Below are 15556 nucleotides of genomic sequence, written 5' to 3' on the forward strand. Positions count from 1 at the left end.
TGGCCAAGATCGAGGCCGAGCTCGTCGCGCTCGAGCGCACGATCGGCTTCGTCATGGTCGACATGCGTCGCGAGCTCGACCAGCTGCCCGCCGCGAAAGCGGAGGCCGCCCAAGCGCGCGAGGCCGAGGCCCGCGCGAACTTCCTTCTCAGGGACGTGCGCCGCGAGGCCGAGGCTGTCCGAGAGTACGCGGAGCAGTGGAGGCGTGAACTCGAGGGCGAACAGGTGAAGGTCGAGATCCTGAGGGAGCGCTTGGCCCACAAGGAAACCGAGGCGGGAATCCTCGCGAGTCAGGTCACGGCGGCGCGCGCCGAGACCCAAGCGCTGAGGGCGAGCACCAGCTGGAAGATCACGCGTCCGCTTCGCGCCGTCATCGCGAGGCTAAGGCGCTGAGACGGTCGGGCCTCCGATCACGATCGGAAGGTCCAGGCTCTGGACATGATGAAGGTGAAAACGGGCACCACCCCGATGGCGACGGCGAGAGCCAGCCAGAACGGCTGTCCCAGGGCCTGAGTAAAGACCCAGGTGATTGACTGGCTCATCGCGAGCCCGGCCAGCGAAACGACCGCGAAGCGAACAAAGCTGCTGATCGTGACGTCTTTTTTGAAGGTGATCCTGGCGTTCCCGAAATAGGAAACACACACCGCCGCCAGGTAACCGCAAAGATTGGAGGCGAGCGGGCTCAGGCCAAGCTTCTGGTGAAGCAGCAGGGCGGTTCCGGCATGGATCGCCGTGGCGATGACGCCAAACAGGGCGAAGAGGACGCCTTGTCGATGCAGGGGATCCGAAAGCAAGGCTCAGCGACCGTCCGTTGCCGGCGGGAAGCCGATCTTTTTCTGGATCATGTAGATTGGCCGCGCCTTCACCTCTTCGTACATGCGACCGACATACTCGCCCAGGACGCCCAGAGCGATCAGCTGCGCGGCTGTTCCAAACAACAAAACCACCATCAGTGACGCATAGCCGGGGATATCGCGTCCGATGAGGAGAACCCTGGCGATGATGAAGAGCGCATAGACCAGGGCCAGGCCGGCCGCGAAGAGCCCGATACCCGTCCAGACCCGCAGGGGCATCGTACTGAAGGCGGTCACGCCATCGAGCGCGAAGCGCCAAAGCTTGTGGTAGCGCCACGAGGTTTCCCCCGCCGCGCGCTCCGGGCGCGCGTAGGGCACGCCGACCTGGCGAAAGCCGACCCAGGCGAAGAGCCCCTTCATGAACCGGTTGCGTTCGGGAAGCTGTTTCAGGGCCTCCACCACCACGCGGTCCATGAGGCGAAAATCGCCCGTGCTGGCCGGGATCGGCCGATCCGACAGAAAGTTGAAGACCGTATAGAAGGCGTTGGCCGACAGGCGCTTTCCGGTGGTGTCGCTGCTGCGGTCCGCCCGCACGCCATAGACCACCTCGTAGCCCTGCTCCCAGAGGGTCAGGAACTCGCCGATCAGTTCGGGAGGGTCTTGAAGGTCGGCGTCGAGCGGCACGACCATGTCGCCCGCCGCCGCGTCCAGGCCCGCGGTGAGCGCGGCCTCCTTGCCGAAATTGCGCGACAGGGAAAGGATCCGAACACGCGGGTCGGCCAAGGCGCGGCGCTCGAGATTGGCGAGCGTGTCGTCACGACTTCCATCATCGACGCAGATGATCTCGAGGTCCAAGCCGAGCGGCGACACGGCGTTGTCGATCCGTGAGAACAGGGCGTCGAGCACCGGCGTCTCGTTGTGCATGGGAATGATCAACGAGAGCGTTTTTCCCGCGCGATGACGTCTGTTCTCCAAGGGAAGCATCTCAGCCATCGTCGCGGGATAGCCCTTTGACTCTCTGATCAACCAAGGCGCCGACGGCCATCAGGCTGATGAGCAGGCAGAATATGTTGGGCGGAAAGATGTAGCGAGCGTCCGCGGCCGGAGCGGCGATGAAAAGCACGAAGAGGTAGCTCGCGGACCCAAGGAGCATGGCCACGGCTATAAGCGCCTCCGGACGCCTGGCCCACAGGAGCGCGAGAGTGAGCATCGCGGCCGCCACATAGAGCAGGAACGGCCGGCGCCAGAGATCGTCGGCATTGCGCGCTATGTACGTCGTGACCGCCCGGGCGAGGGCCGGGTGGCGCAGCTCCAGCCCGAAGGGATTGGCGTCAATGCCGCTATGGATCGGATAGAAGACCCCCTCGCGCATCAGGCCCATCTGTTCCTGGAAGACGAGGGTCCTGTGCGCCAGGTAGCAGCCGGTTTCCTCGACCATGAGCCTACGCCAGGTTTCTCGCACCGCGGCGCGGGCGGGGGCTCTGACGAATTCAGGCACGCCTGGCTTTGGGGCTAGAGTGATGTTCATGTGACGGGGATCATAGGCCTTGCGGATCTGCGCCGGCGTGATCGCCCGCCCAGCGGTCAACTTAGGCGGCAGGTAGTTATGGTCCGCGCAGGCGGAGATGCCGACAACGTCGAAGACCTGGGTCCCAGCCCAGGAATGCGGCTTGGGCAGTCTAGCGAGGTCGGGAAGTCGCCACTGGGTTGACGCCCAAGCGACCAAGACGCCCACGACCATGCCCACCGCCAAGCGGCGGCGGATGGCGCTTTCGGCGTCGCGATGTACGCCCAGGAAGGGCCGCCACAGCATCATCGCCAAGACAAAGATGATCAGCGGGAAACCATTGTATCGCAAGGAGAGTGACAGGCAGAAGGAAACGACCGCCGTCGCTAGCAGCCAGCCAGAGCGCCGCTGGGCGGCCGCGGCCCAGAGGCCAAGGCCAAGCGCGGCGAAGCTCACCGTCGGAACGTCTCGCCAGTGCGCGAACAGGGTTCCCCATAGGGTGGGAAAATACGCCTGCGCCACCAAGAAACCGGCGCACAGGATCCATGCCGTCCTGCGACTTGCCGCTATCACGTGCAGGAAGAGGCCCGACCCGAACAGCAGGATGAAGGTCTGAACAAGGAACACGCCCCAGGTGTCCGCTCCCACGGCGTGGCTGATGCGGAACATGTAGGCGTGAACTGGCGGCCAGAGGCTGGTCTGAATGCCAAACAAGCCCTGCTCGTAGGCGAACAGACTGTCATAGGACATGTACCCAGGCCACGCCGGGTAACAGATCGCGATCGTGGCCGCCGCCGAGAACAGCGTCAAAAGCATCCAAGGCGGGGCGATCAGGCGAGGCGGCGTCCCCAGGGCGCTGAAGGCCGCCGCGACCCAGCTCGGGGTGACGGTCTTCATTTAGAGCTCCACATGGCCAAGCGGGCAGATCGAGACGCCGTCAGCGAGGATTCCGTACGCATCAAGCGGGCCGGTCGTGGACGGAGTATGCGCCCGCCAGCCGGTTTGTGTGTCGGTGACCTCCGGTGATCCTCGAGGCACATCCGGCCTTGGCAAGCCGCCGAGCCCCGCGCCGACGATCTTGTAGGAGGCGTCGACCAGAATAACCTTCTGGACACGGGTCTTGTTCGCGACATCCCACCCCCAACCAATCACGGCGGATCCAGCTGGAGGACCGGCATACTTGTGCTCGACCAAGTCCGTGTTTCCCGTGCAAAGACCGGTCTTGGGGAAGACGTCCCGCGGCGACTTGCCTAGGAGGTCTTTAGCCCATTGAGCGACGCCCGGGCTGGCTTCCTGAACCGTTGGAGAGACCGCCTCGACGATCGAAGTCTGATCGGAAGCTTGCGGGTGCTTGGACTTGGCCGGATCTCTCCATTCCGGCTGCTGGCATGCCGCGAGCAACGCGCCGCAGAGAAGAGCCGATAGTTTCAGGGCCGTTTTCATCAGACTCCTCTCGCTGGAAGCCTTCTAGGCGCCTTGTCCGGTCCCGACAACGACCATTTGGATTCCAGGGGAGGTTGAGCGGATTTCGGTGACCTGCCTCTAAATGATCCCGCGTGGTCAGGTTTCGGCGCGTCCGCGCGGTCATGCTGGCGGGTTCCTGAAAATCGCGGAGCGCGGGGCAGGGGCTCTAGCTTATTGTACTTATTTGCGTACAATAAATGCATGCGGACCACATCCTACAGCGACCTTCGCAAGAACCTCTCGGCCATGATCGACGCGGTCACCGCGGATCACGAGCCCATCGTCATCACCCGTGACCGGGGCCGGCCGGCGGCCGTGCTGATGTCGGTGGAGGACTTCGCCTCGTACGAGGAGACCCGCTACCTGCTGCGAAGCCCGGCCAACGCCGCGCGACTGCGGGACGCGATCGAGGCGCTCGAGGGCGGGCAGGGGACCGCGCGCGACCTCTCCGAATGAAGCTGATCTTCAGCGAGCAGGCCTGGGAAGACTATCTCCACTGGCAAGCTCACGACCGGAAGCTGTTGGCTCGTCTGAACGGCCTGATCAAGGAGTGCGCCCGTCACCCGTTCGAGGGAACCGGCAAGCCCGAACCCCTTCGGGGCGCGCTGTCGGGATGGTGGTCGCGCCGCCTTAACCAGGAGCACCGCCTGGTCTATCGCCCCAGCGAAGACGGCCTCCTGATCGCGCAGTGCCGCTATCACTATTGATCGATAAGGATGGCTGGCGGCTCAGAGCCAGTCGACCAATCCCTGCTTGGCCATCCAGGCCAGCAGGGATTGGATGAGCCGGCGCCGTTGGACGGGGAACATCATCACGATGTCGCGCGTCGGAAGTTCGCCGGCCTCCCGCAATCCGAGCATGATCTGGCGCGCTTCATCCAGCGAGCCGCGCCAGTTGGCGGCGAACATGTCCAGTTCGATCGAGCTCATGGCGTCTAGCGCCTCGAGATCCGCGCCGGGACGAAGTCGCAAGCGCGTTTCCAGCGTCAGGGTCGAGCTCGCGAAGACCGCGAAGTCCCGGAACGGGTCGCCCCTGACGGGATGGCGTCCGGGAGGAGGGGCGGCGCCCGTTTCGGCCCGCCGGATGGCGGCCAGCTCCTCGGCCAGGGCGGTGTATCGAGGCGCGACGACGCGCCAGTCGAAGGTGTCGCGGATCCTCCTGCGGCCGGCCTCGCCCATGCGCCGGCGAAGCTCGGGATCCTTGGCCAGGCGCGCGATCGCCTCGGCCGCGCGGCCGACGTGAACCGCAGTGTGCTGGGCGACGATACCAACATACTGCTGGTAGGACTTAATCGCGAACATGTGCTGACCCACCAGGTCCTGAACCAAGCCCTCCTCTGGACCGCCCAGGGTCGGGATCAGGAAGCCTTCCTCGCCGTCCCGGACGGTGTAGCGGTAGCCATCCCAGTCGCTGACAACGACCGGCAGGCCGCAGGCCATGGCCTCCAGCGGCGTGATGCCGAAGGTCTCCTGGATGTTGTCGACCAGCGACAGGAAGATGTCGCCGGCCGCCCAGAGGGAGCCAAGACGCGCGCGGTCGTTGCCGTTGGCGACGTGAAACGTCACCGAGGGCGCGTGGGCGGTGGCGGCCTGTCGATAGCGACGCTCGCCGTCCGCGCCGTCCGGGAACCAGCCAACCATCACCAGGTGCATCCGCTTGCCCGTGGTCTGGGCCGCCTCCTCGGCGGCGAGCATCATCGACTGCGGGAAGGCCTTCTCGAAGAAGGACAGTCGGCCGACCCAGAGCAGAACGATGTCGTCCTCGCCCACGCCCATTTCCTCGCGAACGGCCGAGCGGCCCTCGCGCGTCGCGGCGGCCGCCAGGTCTTCGCCATTAACCCCCAGCGGGATCAGCGGCAGCATGGGTTGCGGGCGTTTGGCGCCGCCGAAGCGATCGGCCAGGTAATCCGACCATTCGTCGAACATGGTCCGCATGGCGCTTTGCACCGAAGGCGAGGTGCAGATCAGCGCGTCCCAGGGGTGGATGGGCGCGACACCGGCCGCGGCGATCTCTTGGCGGATGGAGGGTGGGGCGATGGTGTGTATCAGGCCCATCAGGCTGTAGGCGCGATCACCGACCGCGCGACGGCGCTGCCAGGCGAGCTCCTCCAGGCGCGCGGACCCGCGTAGCAGGGCGCCGGCGTCGGTGGCGACCCGTTGAGCGAGTATGGTGGACGCCGAGATTTTGGTGGAGCACGGCGCGCCGCCGATCAGGCCCCGTCGAAGATCATCTGGGGAAACCGCGCCGTGAGTAAGGAAGTCCGCCTGATCCAGTCCTCCATGGCGCACCAAGGCCTGGAAGAGCTGGAAGTTGGCGATGTCCTTGCCGAAAACGTTCTCGCCAAGACCGACGCGGCCAGCGGGGTGATAGATGGCGAGACGACGCATGGAACCTTTGTGAGAAACGAAAGCGGTGTGGGCGGCGATGCTAGGCCGAACAGTTCGCATTGATCGGCTGGGTCGCACAACCGACTCTCCGATCGACTAGCCCCTAGTCTTGTCCTTTCTTTCGATCCTCTGGATAGCGGCGCGGCTGACGCCATATTCCCTGGCGAGAGCGCCGAGCGAGGCGCCTCGCGCGCGCTTGTCCAGGACCGCCTCTTGTTCCCTGTCGGAAAGGCTTGGCTTGCGTCCTAGGCGGACGCCCTGAGCCCTGGCGCGAGAGAGCCCCGCTTGGGTTCGTTCGATCAAGAGGTCGCGCTCGAATTCGGCGACAGCGCCGATCACCCCCATGGTCATGCGTCCCGCTGGACTTGTCAGATCCACGCCTCCAAGCGCCAGGCAGTGCACGCGCACCCCCATTTTCGCGAGGGCCTCGACCGAGGCGCGGACGTCCATGGCGTTGCGTCCCAAGCGATCAAGCTTCGTCACGATCAGCACGTCCTGATCTTCCAGGCGATCAAGCAGTTTGGCGAAGCCGGGTCGTTGGGCGGCGGCCACGGCGCCGGAGATCGTTTCCGTGATGATCCGCCGGGGCTCAACGAAGAAGCCCGCGCGCTCGATCTCAAGAACCTGGTTCTCGAACGTCTGATCCGGCGTGCTGACCCGGCAGTAGGCGAAGGTGCGCGACATCGAAGGCCTTACCGAAATGGTGTATCGATAAATCGAGCATATCGAAAATGCTGAAGGCGGTATTCCGATACGGCTCCAAGGGCCCGCGCGAAATCGGTCCTATCCGATACACCACTCATGAGATGCGCCATGGCCCTTGGGCCGGCATAGATCAGAGAGCTCCCGAGGCTCGGAGCAAGGCCTCACCCTTGAGGGGAGTCAGGTCCAAGGGCTTGATCTCTCCGCGATCTTCTTGGTTCAAGAGACGATCAAGGAAGCGCTCCGGATCGCGAATGTCCCTCGCCTGCAGGACATCTGGACCATAGCGCCACCATTGACTGGCCAGCAGCCGCTGGATCACGTCCTCGGTGAAGCGATAGCGTATGACCTTGGCGGGAACGCCCCCAACGATGGCGTAGGGCGGCACGTCCTTCGTCACCACGGACCGGGCTCCAATGATCGCGCCGTGACCGACCCGGACCCCGCGCTTGATCATCGCCTGGTCGCCAATCCAGACATCGTGACCGATATAGGCGAAAAGGGCGGGCTGCTCGTAAGGCTCCAGGATGAAGTGCTCGGCCTTCACGTCCTTCAGGTAGGCCTTCACCCCCGCGAGGGGACCAGGGTTGTGCGAGAAAGGGTGAGAACTGATCCACTTATCCGGGTGGCTGGATCCCATCAGCACGACATTCAAAGCGATCGAGCAGTAGCGCCCGATCCGGAGGTAAACATCGGTGCGTGAGAAGCTGTAAGAGAACGCCCCAATCTCGCGGGGGAAGATGTTTCCCGACAGGATGTGGCTGTAGGGTTCCAGAAGCGCGTCTTCTCGCAAGATGTATTCCGAGCCCAACGCCCAAGGATTGGCTCCAGCGCCCATGATACGATTTTGCTGAAGCAGCTCTCGCGCGGCTTCGTTGATCACCAGTTTCACTTAAGCGTTCCAAGTCTAAATCGTTTGCCCAACCTAGCGATCCCAGCTCGCCAGCCCCGGGCCGAAGCCGTGGTTCCCGTGGGTTCTATCTCTTCGCGGAAGTCTCGACGCCAGGCGACACCCTCGCGCAAGACCCGGGCCGGCGCGCCGGCGACGACCGCATTGGCTGGCGTGTCCCCGGAAACGATGGCGCCCGCGGCGATTATGCCACCGCTTCCAACCTTGGCGCCTTTCATGATCATGCACCGAAGGCCGGCCCACACGTGGTCTCCCAGATAGACGGAAGCCGCGGGGTTGATCCGCTGGCCCGTGGCCAGGTCGAAGATCGGATGAATATCGCTGAGCGACACATAGACCTGGGAAGAGATCATGCAGTCACGACCGATGACGATCTCCCCGGGCTCGTGCAGCTGGATCGAGCCCTGAACCATGGTTGTGCCGTCTCCGATCGCTAGGCGGCCTCCCGAGCACAGCACGTTGATAAAGCCGTGCAGGTGACAGGCTTCGCCGACCTCGACCCGATTGCCCTTCCCTCGCACGGTCATATTGACGCCCAAGCGCGTTCCCGCGCCTATAACGACGGTATTGTCCTCGCCGTCGATGATCACCGTATGGACCACGGGCGGCGTGAGGTCGGGCACGGTGGCGGCGAACCCCGCCGGCGCGAAAGGCGCGATGACCGCGCCGGCTCCAATTCCCAGTCGATTGCCGCGCCCGCGCATGATCACCCGAGCCATGACCTTTGCGTCAGTCCCTATGGTGATCACGTGCTCCTCACCCTCCCTTTCCAGGGTGGTGGGCATGGGGTCGGAGGAAAGGGCCTTCAAGTCGCGCTCCAGTTTGGAGTCGCGATCCTAGCGTCGACCCGACCCGGCGCCAGCGTCGATTATAAACCTCGAGGTTGACGCACCAGGGGCGGAAAGAGAAAGGGGTGGGCGGGCTGCTCGGCCCGGCGGCTTCAAGGCGGGCTCCTGTGTCCAAGAAAATTCTCTTTATCCACCAGAACTTCCCGGGGCAGTTCCCCCATATCGCGGACGCCTTGGTCGCGCGGGGAGATAAGGTGGTGGCGATCGGGAGCGCATCGGCGAAACCCCGGCCGGGCGTGACCTTGGTCCAGTGGCGGCTGCCGCGCGGCACGACGACGGGCATCTTCGATCCCGCCACCCGCGCCGAAGCCGACCTGCTGCGCGCGGACGCCGCCGCGCGAAAGGCCTGGGAGTTGAAGGCCAAGGGTTTTGTCCCCGACCTGATCATCGGCCACCCCGGCTGGGGCGAGACGATTCACCTCAGCGAGGTGTTTCCCGGGGTGCCGCAGATCGCCTTCGGCGAGTTCTTCTACAAGTCCAGTGGCGGGGATGTCGGCTTCGACAAGGAGTTCGAAAAGAACGAACCCGTGTCGGACATGCGTGTTCACGCCAAGAATCTGGGCATGGCCCTGGCCTATAGCGAGGCCGACGTGATTGTCTGCCCGACGGCTTTCCAGGCCAGCACCCTGCCCAAGGGCCTGCAACATCGCATTCGCGTCTTCCATGAGGGCGTTGATATCTCAAACGCCTCGCGCAAGCCCGACGCGACCTTCAAGTTGCCGGACGGTCGTGTCCTGGACAGATCCAAGCCGGTGATCACTTTCATCAACCGGAATTTCGAGCGCTTGCGCGGCTTCCACATCTTCATGCGCGCCCTGCCCGCTTTCCTGGAGGCTTGCCCAGAGGCGGAGGTCTTGCTGATCGGACGTGACGGCGGCAAGGGCTATGGCGCGGCGCTTCCTGGCGGAAAGACTTGGAAAGGGGTCATGCTGGACGAGGTGGGCGATCGTCTGGACATGGGGCGTGTCCATTTCACGGGCCCCGTCACGCACAGCGACATGATCGCGGCGATGTCCATCTCGTGGGCGCATGTCTACTACACCTATCCCTTCGTTCTATCTTGGTCGTTGGTCGAGGCCATGGCCTGCGAGTGCTTGATCCTGGGCAGCGACACCGCGCCGGTGCGAGATGCGATCACCCCCGGCGAGAACGGCGTCCTCAACGACTTCTTTGACGTAGACGCCCTGAGCGACGCCATGGTCCGGGCCTGTCGTGAGCCCGAGGCTTTCGCGGCGCTGCGCCCGAAGGCTCGAGAGACCGCCCTGAAGATGTTCGACCACAAGGCCGTTGGCGTTCCGGCGTGGATGGACCTAATCGACGAGGTTCTGGCCACCCGGTAAACGGCCTCGCCTCGCGCCTTGGCCATGCCGCTTTTTGCGTCATGCTGGAGCCAGATGATGTTCAAGGTTTCCAGCGCGGCGCTAACGACGGCTCTGACTTTCGCCGCGCCCTCTTCCGCCCAGGCTCCGCCATCGGCGCCGCGCCTAGCGCTGCCGATCGCCTGCGTTCCAGGCAAGACCTGCGAGATTCAGAGCTACGTGGATCGTGACCCTGGTCCCGGAGCCCAGGACTATCGCTGCGGTCCGCGCACCTATGATGGCCATCAGGGCGTCGATTTTCGTCTGCTGGACATGGCCGCGCAGCGGGCCGGCGTCTCCGTGCTCGCCGCCGCCGATGGCAAGGTCCTGAGGGTTCGCGACGGCGTGGCGGATATCTCGATCAAGGATCCCGCCGCGCCCAAGGTTCCGAACCAGGAGTGCGGCAACGGCTTGGTGATCGAGCATGCCGGAGGCTTGAGCACGCAGTACTGCCACATGGCGCTAGGAAGCCTGCGGGTAAAGCCCGGAGACGCGGTCAAGGCGGGCGCGCCGCTGGGCCGCGTTGGCCTTTCAGGGAACACCGAATTTCCGCACCTGCACCTGACCGTCCGGAAAAACGGCGTCGTGGTCGACCCCTTCGCGCCCGCCTCCGGTCAGGCCGGACAATGCGGCGCGGGCGCGGGTCTATGGCGTCCGGAAACCGCGGCGGCTCTCGCCTACAAGGAGCGGGTCGTGCTGAACGCGGGCTTCACGACGGGCGCGGTGACCATGGCCCGGCTTGAGGCGGGCGGCATGGCGCCCCCCTCGCCTCTAGAGGGCCCCATGGTGGCCTATGTCCGGGCGATAGGCTTGAGGGCTCGGGACGTTCAAACGCTGAAAATCGTTGACCCCGCCGGTCAGGTTCTCGTCGCCACCACGGCGGATCCCCTTCCCCGCGACCAGGCGCAAAGGCTGATCTATGTGGGCAAGCCGCGTCCAGCGGCGGGGTGGCCGAAGGGACGCTACCTGGCTCGTTACGTGGTCCAACGGGAAGGCCGCGTCGTTCTGGAGCGATCATTCGATATCGCCCTATGAGCGGTAATCGGCTCAAAGCTTCGGAACTCGGCCGATAGGCCTTTTGTCTTGCTTGTGGTTATGCCATTATCTGGCGTCAGCCTTGTTCTCCAGCGGGCTGTGTCACTCCGGCCGGGCTGTGAAGCGCGCATATATTTTTCACAGTCCGGCCGCTCGCCCTAGAGCGGAAAGTCTGGAGCCTAGGCAACCTCGAATATTTTGCCCGCGAGTCGCGAAGAGCGTCGTTTCGCGTGCCTGTCTCATCCCGTCGGTGAAACGGGAATATGGGTCGAGCGCGGCAAGATGGTGATGACGTCATATTTGGCCAGCCACAGCAGCCCGCGCTCGACGAACGGCCTGCGGGCCGCCGGAATCGCCGCCACGAGGTCCTCCGCGGCGATCTGACGGGCTTCCGAGAGCCGGTCGACGACACTTTTGAGCTCTTCGCGAGTCGGTAGTGACGACAGGCCGTAGGCCGCCAGTTTCGACCTCAGCAGCGCCTCCACGGACGCCCAGGACTGATCAGGCGCCAGGGTGACCATGGTCGACCCTGTCAGCCACTCGGTGGGGTACCCCCCGAAGAGCAAGAATGGGTCGGGACGACGAGGATTGAGAACGATATCCCGACGCGGCGCGATCGGACGCGCCGCCGTCAAGCGGCGGTTGTTCAGCTCGCCCCAAAGGGATTCGTACTGGCCGATCACCACCCGCCAGTCGAAAACTTCCCGGGCTCGAGCCTGAGCGGCCTGGCCCATGCGCCGGCGCAGATCGGGATTCTCCACCAGCTCGGCAAGAGCCCGCCCGGCGTCGCCGACATCGACCGCTGTCAGCTGGGCGGCCGTGCCGACATAGTTGTCATAGGTGATCCAGCCATTGGCATGGCGATAGGCGAGGTCGCCGCCGGCGCCGGCTCGGGGCGCATAGGTGGCGATTCTGAAACCATCCACGCCGTGGCGGACCGTATCCTTGTAGCCGTCCCAGTCCGAAACCACGGCGGGGATCCCCGCCGCCATCGCCTCGACCGGGGTCAGGCCAAAGGTCTCCTGGATGTTGTCCGACAGCGAAAGGAAGATGTCGCCCACGGACCATATTGAAAAGCGGGTCTCGGGCTTGCGCCCATCCACCACCTTGTAGAGCACGCTGGGGCAGTAGCGGCGCGCTTCGTCGTGATAGACCTTGTCGTGAGCCTCGCTGCCCGACCACCCGGCCTGGACCCAGGCGATCGTCTTGCCCGTCTTTCGCGCCGCGCGCTCCAAGGCCATGGCCATCGGAACCGGGTTCATCTTGGCGTGGGGATTGAAGCGGCCGACGTACAGAACAACCACGGCGTCGTCCGGCAGCTCCAGCTCGCGCCGCCAGCGCTCGCGGTTCTCGGCCGAGGTCGCGAAGTCATCGACGTTCACGCCCAGAGGGATCGTGACCAAGTTGGGGCTTGGGGCTCGGGTGGCCCCGAGGCGCTCTTCGAGGTCGGCGCGGACGGCCTCCAGCTGCAGCTGTACGCTGGCCCGCACGGCGGTCGAGGTGCAGATCAGCGTATCCCATGGATGGATGGGCGCGGTGACTAGGTCGGCCAGCATGTCCATGATATTGGCCGAGGCGGTCGTATGGGTGATGGCCGTGACGCCGTAGGCATGCTCGAGCCTGGCCGCGCGGCGCAGCCAGGCCTCGCGGGCCAGGCTGGGCGATGGCAGGTGCGCCATGCCTGATCGCGCCAGACCCATCCGGTCATTGCGGCCGACCCAACGCACGGGTTTGGGGGTTTCCACGATCCTGGAAACGAAGGCGTTCAGCGCCGTCTCGGCCTGATTGGCCACGTTCCAGAAGGCGAAATCCGGGGCCTTGGCGTACTTGATATAGCCCCGGAGAAACCCCTCCCCCGCCGATTGGCGGCCCATCAGGGCGGGCTGTGTCGTGTCGAAGGCCTCGGGGTTCAGGTAGAGCGCGACGTTCGACATTCATCACGGGTCCAGCGGGACCCTTCCCTTCAAGAAGAAGATCCGGCCGCGGATCGACAGCGATGGGCCTTAAGTCAGAGGCGTGACTCTCTGTAGGCGACCACCCCCGGCCTTGGCGAGCGAAAGGCAAAAAAAAGGGGGCCGCCCCGAAGGACGGCCCCCAATCTTTTGAACTTCGAAGCTTAGGAGAAGTTCGAGTAGTCGATATTCGCCAGCGTCGTGTTCGACAGCAGGATCGCCGTATCGGCGTCCGAAGACGTCGTGCCGGCGAAGTCATCGACGAACACGTAGACGTCGGCGCCGACTTGGACCGCCACGATGCTGACGTTGGCGTCAGCCAGAGACGTGTTGGCCGCCGTCAGAGCCGCGGCGTAGGTCGCGGCGGTCGTTTCAGCATAGTTGACCGCGGCGATCGTGCCGCCGGTCAGCGGAGCGATATCCAGCTTATCGGTGCTGGCGTAGTCCGACACGGTGTCACCAGCGAACGCACCCGACAGCGAGACGGTGCCAGCGCCGAACACGAAGGTGTCAACACCAGCGCCGCCGGTCAGCACGTCAGCGCCCGCGCCGCCGTCGATGGTGTCGTTGCCGTCACCACCGCTGATGGTGTCGGCAGCAGCGCCGCCCAGCAGCGAGTCGGCGCCAGCGCCGCCGCTGATGTTGTCGGCATCCGCGCCGCCGTCGATGGTGTCGTTGCCGTCGCCACCGCTGATGGTGTCGTTGCCAGCGGCGCCCGTGATGGTGTCGTTGCCAGCATCGCCGCTGATCGAGTCAGCGCCAGCGCCGCCGATGATGGAGTCAACGCCGTCACCGCCGCTGATGCTGTCACCGCCCGAACCGGCCGAGATGGTGTCGTTGCCAGCGCCGCCGGTGATGGTGTCAACGCCATCGGTGTTGGTGATGGTGTCGTTGCCATTACCGCCGTCGATGAGGTCGGAACCACCCGCGTCCGTGATGGTGTCGTCGCCTTCACCGCCGCTGACCGCGTCGTTGCCGAGGCCGCCATCGATGGTGTCGTTGCCGTTGTTGCCGTTCAGCGTGTCGTTGTTGTCGCCGCCATCCAGCGAGTCGTCGCCTTCGCCACCCGTGAGGAAGTCGAGGCCAAGGCCACCCAGCAGGGTGTCGTTGCCGTTTTCGCCGTTCAGGGTGTCGTTGCCGTCGCCACCGCTCAGCGAGTCAGCGCCTTCGCCACCCGAGAGGACGTCGAGGCCAATGCCACCGCTGATGGTGTCGTTGCCCGCTTCGCCGGTGATGGTGTCGTTGCCGTCGCCGCCGACCAGCGAGTCGGCGCCGTCGCCACCGCTGATGACGTCGTTGCCCGTACCGCCGGTGACGGTGTCGTCGCCGGCGCCACCGTTCAGGGTGTTGTTACCGGCCGTGTCGGTGATGGTGTCGTTGCCGAGGTCGCCGAACACCAGGTCATTGCCAGCGTCGCCGGCGATGGTGTCGTTGCCTTGACCGCCGACGAGGGTGTCGGCGCCATCGCCGCCAACCAGGCTGTCGTTGCCGAGGTTGCCTTGGATGTAGTCGGCGTCATCGCCGCCGTTGACGGTGTCGTCGCCTTGACCGCCGAGCAGCGAGTCAGCGCCAAGGCCGCCGCTGATGCTGTCGTTACCTTGACCGCCTTGAACGAAGTCGACGTCGTCGCCGGCGTCGATCGTGTCGTTGCCGTCATCGCCGAAGATGGTGTCGTTACCAGCGCCGCCGAGGATCGAATCGTTGCCAGCGCCACCGGTGATCGAGTCAACACCGGCACCGCCATTCAGCGTGTCGTTGTCGTTGCCGCCATCCAGCGTGTCGTTGCCTTCGCCGCCGACCAGGCTGTCGGTGCCGTTGCCGCCGACCAGGCTGTCGTTGCCGTTGTCGCCATTCAGGGTGTCGTTGCCGAGGTCGCCGAACACCAGGTCGTTGCCGTTGCCGCCGTTGACGGTGTCGTCGTCCTGGCCGCCCAGCACGGTGTCGTTGCCGTTGCCGGCGTCGACCGAGTCGGCGCCAACGTTGGCGTAGATGCTGTCGTCGCCGTCGCCGCCGCTCAACGAGTCAGCGTCCTGGCCGCCATAGATGGTGTCGTTGCCCGCACCGCCCGAAAGGGTGTCGGCGCCCACGTTGCCGTGGATCCAGTCGTTGCCAGCGCCACCCGACAGGACGTCGGCGCCGGCGTTGCCGGTCATCCAGTCGTTACCAGCGCCACCGGTCTTGGTGTCGGCGCCGACCGCACCGTACACGAAGGTGCTGTTGTCGGCGAACAGGGTGGTGTCCACGCCGTCGAACGCGTCGATCTGGGCGCCCGACAGGGTGATCTCCTTACCACCCAGCGCGACCTTCAGGGTCGCCGGAGAGGCGCCCAGAGCGGCGGTGTAGGTCAGGACGACCGACTGGGCCGTGCCCGTCGGGAAGAACAGAATGTCGCCAGCCGTGTAGGCGGCAACGTCCGACGCCGTCATGGTGTCGAAATTATAGGTAGCCATCCAAGGTCTCCATCTTGTGTCACAGGCTATGTTCCGCCGTCGCCCCACCCCCAAGATGGAAACGTCCCAGCGTAAACCCAGCCTCACGCCGCTTTTAGGCGGAGGCTGAGATTATTACAACCCGGCCGGATCGTTGCCTAATCCGGGCCT

General features: G+C 64.9%; 15 protein-coding genes. 5 read left to right on the top strand and 10 right to left on the bottom strand.

Annotated features, from left to right (window positions below):
• Nucleotides 1-392 (top strand): hypothetical protein (locus J2728_RS21985; RefSeq protein WP_310002335.1); only part of this gene is annotated, 392 nt, incomplete at its 5' end.
• A 17-nt stretch (nucleotides 393-409) separates the two neighbouring features.
• Here the strand turns inward: J2728_RS21985 and J2728_RS21990 are convergent.
• Genes J2728_RS21990 through J2728_RS22005 form a run of 4 tightly spaced genes read right to left on the bottom strand, consistent with a single transcriptional unit; the run spans nucleotide 410 to nucleotide 3743 of the window.
• Nucleotides 410-793, bottom strand: coding sequence for a GtrA family protein (locus J2728_RS21990; RefSeq protein ID WP_310002336.1), 384 nt, complete (start codon nucleotides 791-793; stop codon nucleotides 410-412).
• A 3-nt stretch (nucleotides 794-796) separates the two neighbouring features.
• On the bottom strand, nucleotides 797-1786 hold the full coding sequence (locus J2728_RS21995) for a glycosyltransferase family 2 protein (protein ID WP_310002337.1): 990 nt from the start codon (nucleotides 1784-1786) through the stop codon (nucleotides 797-799).
• Nucleotides 1779-3197, bottom strand: coding sequence for a hypothetical protein (locus J2728_RS22000; RefSeq protein ID WP_310002338.1), 1419 nt, complete (start codon nucleotides 3195-3197; stop codon nucleotides 1779-1781). Before J2728_RS22000 ends, J2728_RS21995 begins: the two co-directional genes overlap by 8 nt.
• Nucleotides 3198-3743: a hypothetical protein gene (locus tag J2728_RS22005; RefSeq protein WP_310002339.1), complete on the bottom strand. Its 546-nt coding sequence runs from the start codon at nucleotides 3741-3743 to the stop codon at nucleotides 3198-3200. It lies immediately after the preceding gene.
• A gap of 222 nt (nucleotides 3744-3965) precedes the next feature.
• Between J2728_RS22005 and J2728_RS22010 the strand changes: the two genes are divergently transcribed.
• A complete protein-coding gene (locus J2728_RS22010) occupies nucleotides 3966-4220 on the top strand; it encodes a type II toxin-antitoxin system Phd/YefM family antitoxin (protein WP_310002340.1) in 255 nt (84 codons plus the stop codon).
• Nucleotides 4217-4471 carry a Txe/YoeB family addiction module toxin gene (locus J2728_RS22015; protein ID WP_310002341.1) on the top strand — a complete coding sequence of 85 codons (255 nt, stop codon included), beginning with the start codon at nucleotides 4217-4219 and terminating at the stop codon, nucleotides 4469-4471. Before J2728_RS22010 ends, J2728_RS22015 begins: the two co-directional genes overlap by 4 nt.
• A 21-nt stretch (nucleotides 4472-4492) precedes the next feature.
• Here the strand turns inward: J2728_RS22015 and J2728_RS22020 are convergent, their stop codons facing one another.
• The 4 genes from J2728_RS22020 to J2728_RS22035 form a co-directional block, all read right to left on the bottom strand.
• A complete protein-coding gene (locus tag J2728_RS22020) occupies nucleotides 4493-6151 on the bottom strand; it encodes a glycosyltransferase family 4 protein (RefSeq protein WP_310002342.1) in 1659 nt (552 codons plus the stop codon).
• A gap of 96 nt (nucleotides 6152-6247) precedes the next feature.
• Nucleotides 6248-6835 carry a recombinase family protein gene (locus J2728_RS22025; RefSeq protein WP_310002343.1) on the bottom strand — a complete coding sequence of 196 codons (588 nt, stop codon included), beginning with the start codon at nucleotides 6833-6835 and terminating at the stop codon, nucleotides 6248-6250.
• A gap of 151 nt (nucleotides 6836-6986) precedes the next feature.
• On the bottom strand, nucleotides 6987-7745 hold the full coding sequence (locus J2728_RS22030) for a CatB-related O-acetyltransferase (protein WP_310002345.1): 759 nt from the start codon (nucleotides 7743-7745) through the stop codon (nucleotides 6987-6989).
• Nucleotides 7742-8572 carry an acyltransferase gene (locus J2728_RS22035; protein WP_310002346.1) on the bottom strand — a complete coding sequence of 277 codons (831 nt, stop codon included), beginning with the start codon at nucleotides 8570-8572 and terminating at the stop codon, nucleotides 7742-7744. The genes J2728_RS22030 and J2728_RS22035 overlap by 4 nt, the downstream gene beginning before the upstream one ends.
• A gap of 146 nt (nucleotides 8573-8718) precedes the next feature.
• Here J2728_RS22035 and J2728_RS22040 point away from each other — a divergent pair, with 146 nt between their 5' ends.
• Together J2728_RS22040 and J2728_RS22045 are read left to right on the top strand one after the other, a co-directional pair.
• Nucleotides 8719-9951, top strand: a complete 1233-nt coding sequence (locus J2728_RS22040) for a glycosyltransferase (protein ID WP_310002347.1) — start codon at nucleotides 8719-8721, stop codon at nucleotides 9949-9951.
• A gap of 54 nt (nucleotides 9952-10005) precedes the next feature.
• The gene (locus J2728_RS22045) at nucleotides 10006-11004 is read left to right on the top strand and encodes a M23 family metallopeptidase (RefSeq protein WP_310002348.1); all 999 of its coding nucleotides are present in this window, start codon (nucleotides 10006-10008) and stop codon (nucleotides 11002-11004) included.
• 239 nt (nucleotides 11005-11243) lie between these two features.
• Here J2728_RS22045 and J2728_RS22050 read toward each other — a convergent pair whose 3' ends face one another.
• Nucleotides 11244-12938 carry a glycosyltransferase family 4 protein gene (locus tag J2728_RS22050; protein ID WP_310002349.1) on the bottom strand — a complete coding sequence of 565 codons (1695 nt, stop codon included), beginning with the start codon at nucleotides 12936-12938 and terminating at the stop codon, nucleotides 11244-11246.
• Nucleotides 12939-13120: 182 nt separating this feature from the next.
• A complete protein-coding gene (locus tag J2728_RS22055) occupies nucleotides 13121-15406 on the bottom strand; it encodes a calcium-binding protein (protein ID WP_310002350.1) in 2286 nt (761 codons plus the stop codon).
• Nucleotides 15407-15556 lie beyond the last annotated feature (150 nt).

Origin of the sequence: Caulobacter segnis (genome assembly GCF_031454995.1) — a bacterium.
GTDB lineage: Bacteria > Pseudomonadota > Alphaproteobacteria > Caulobacterales > Caulobacteraceae > Caulobacter > Caulobacter segnis_E.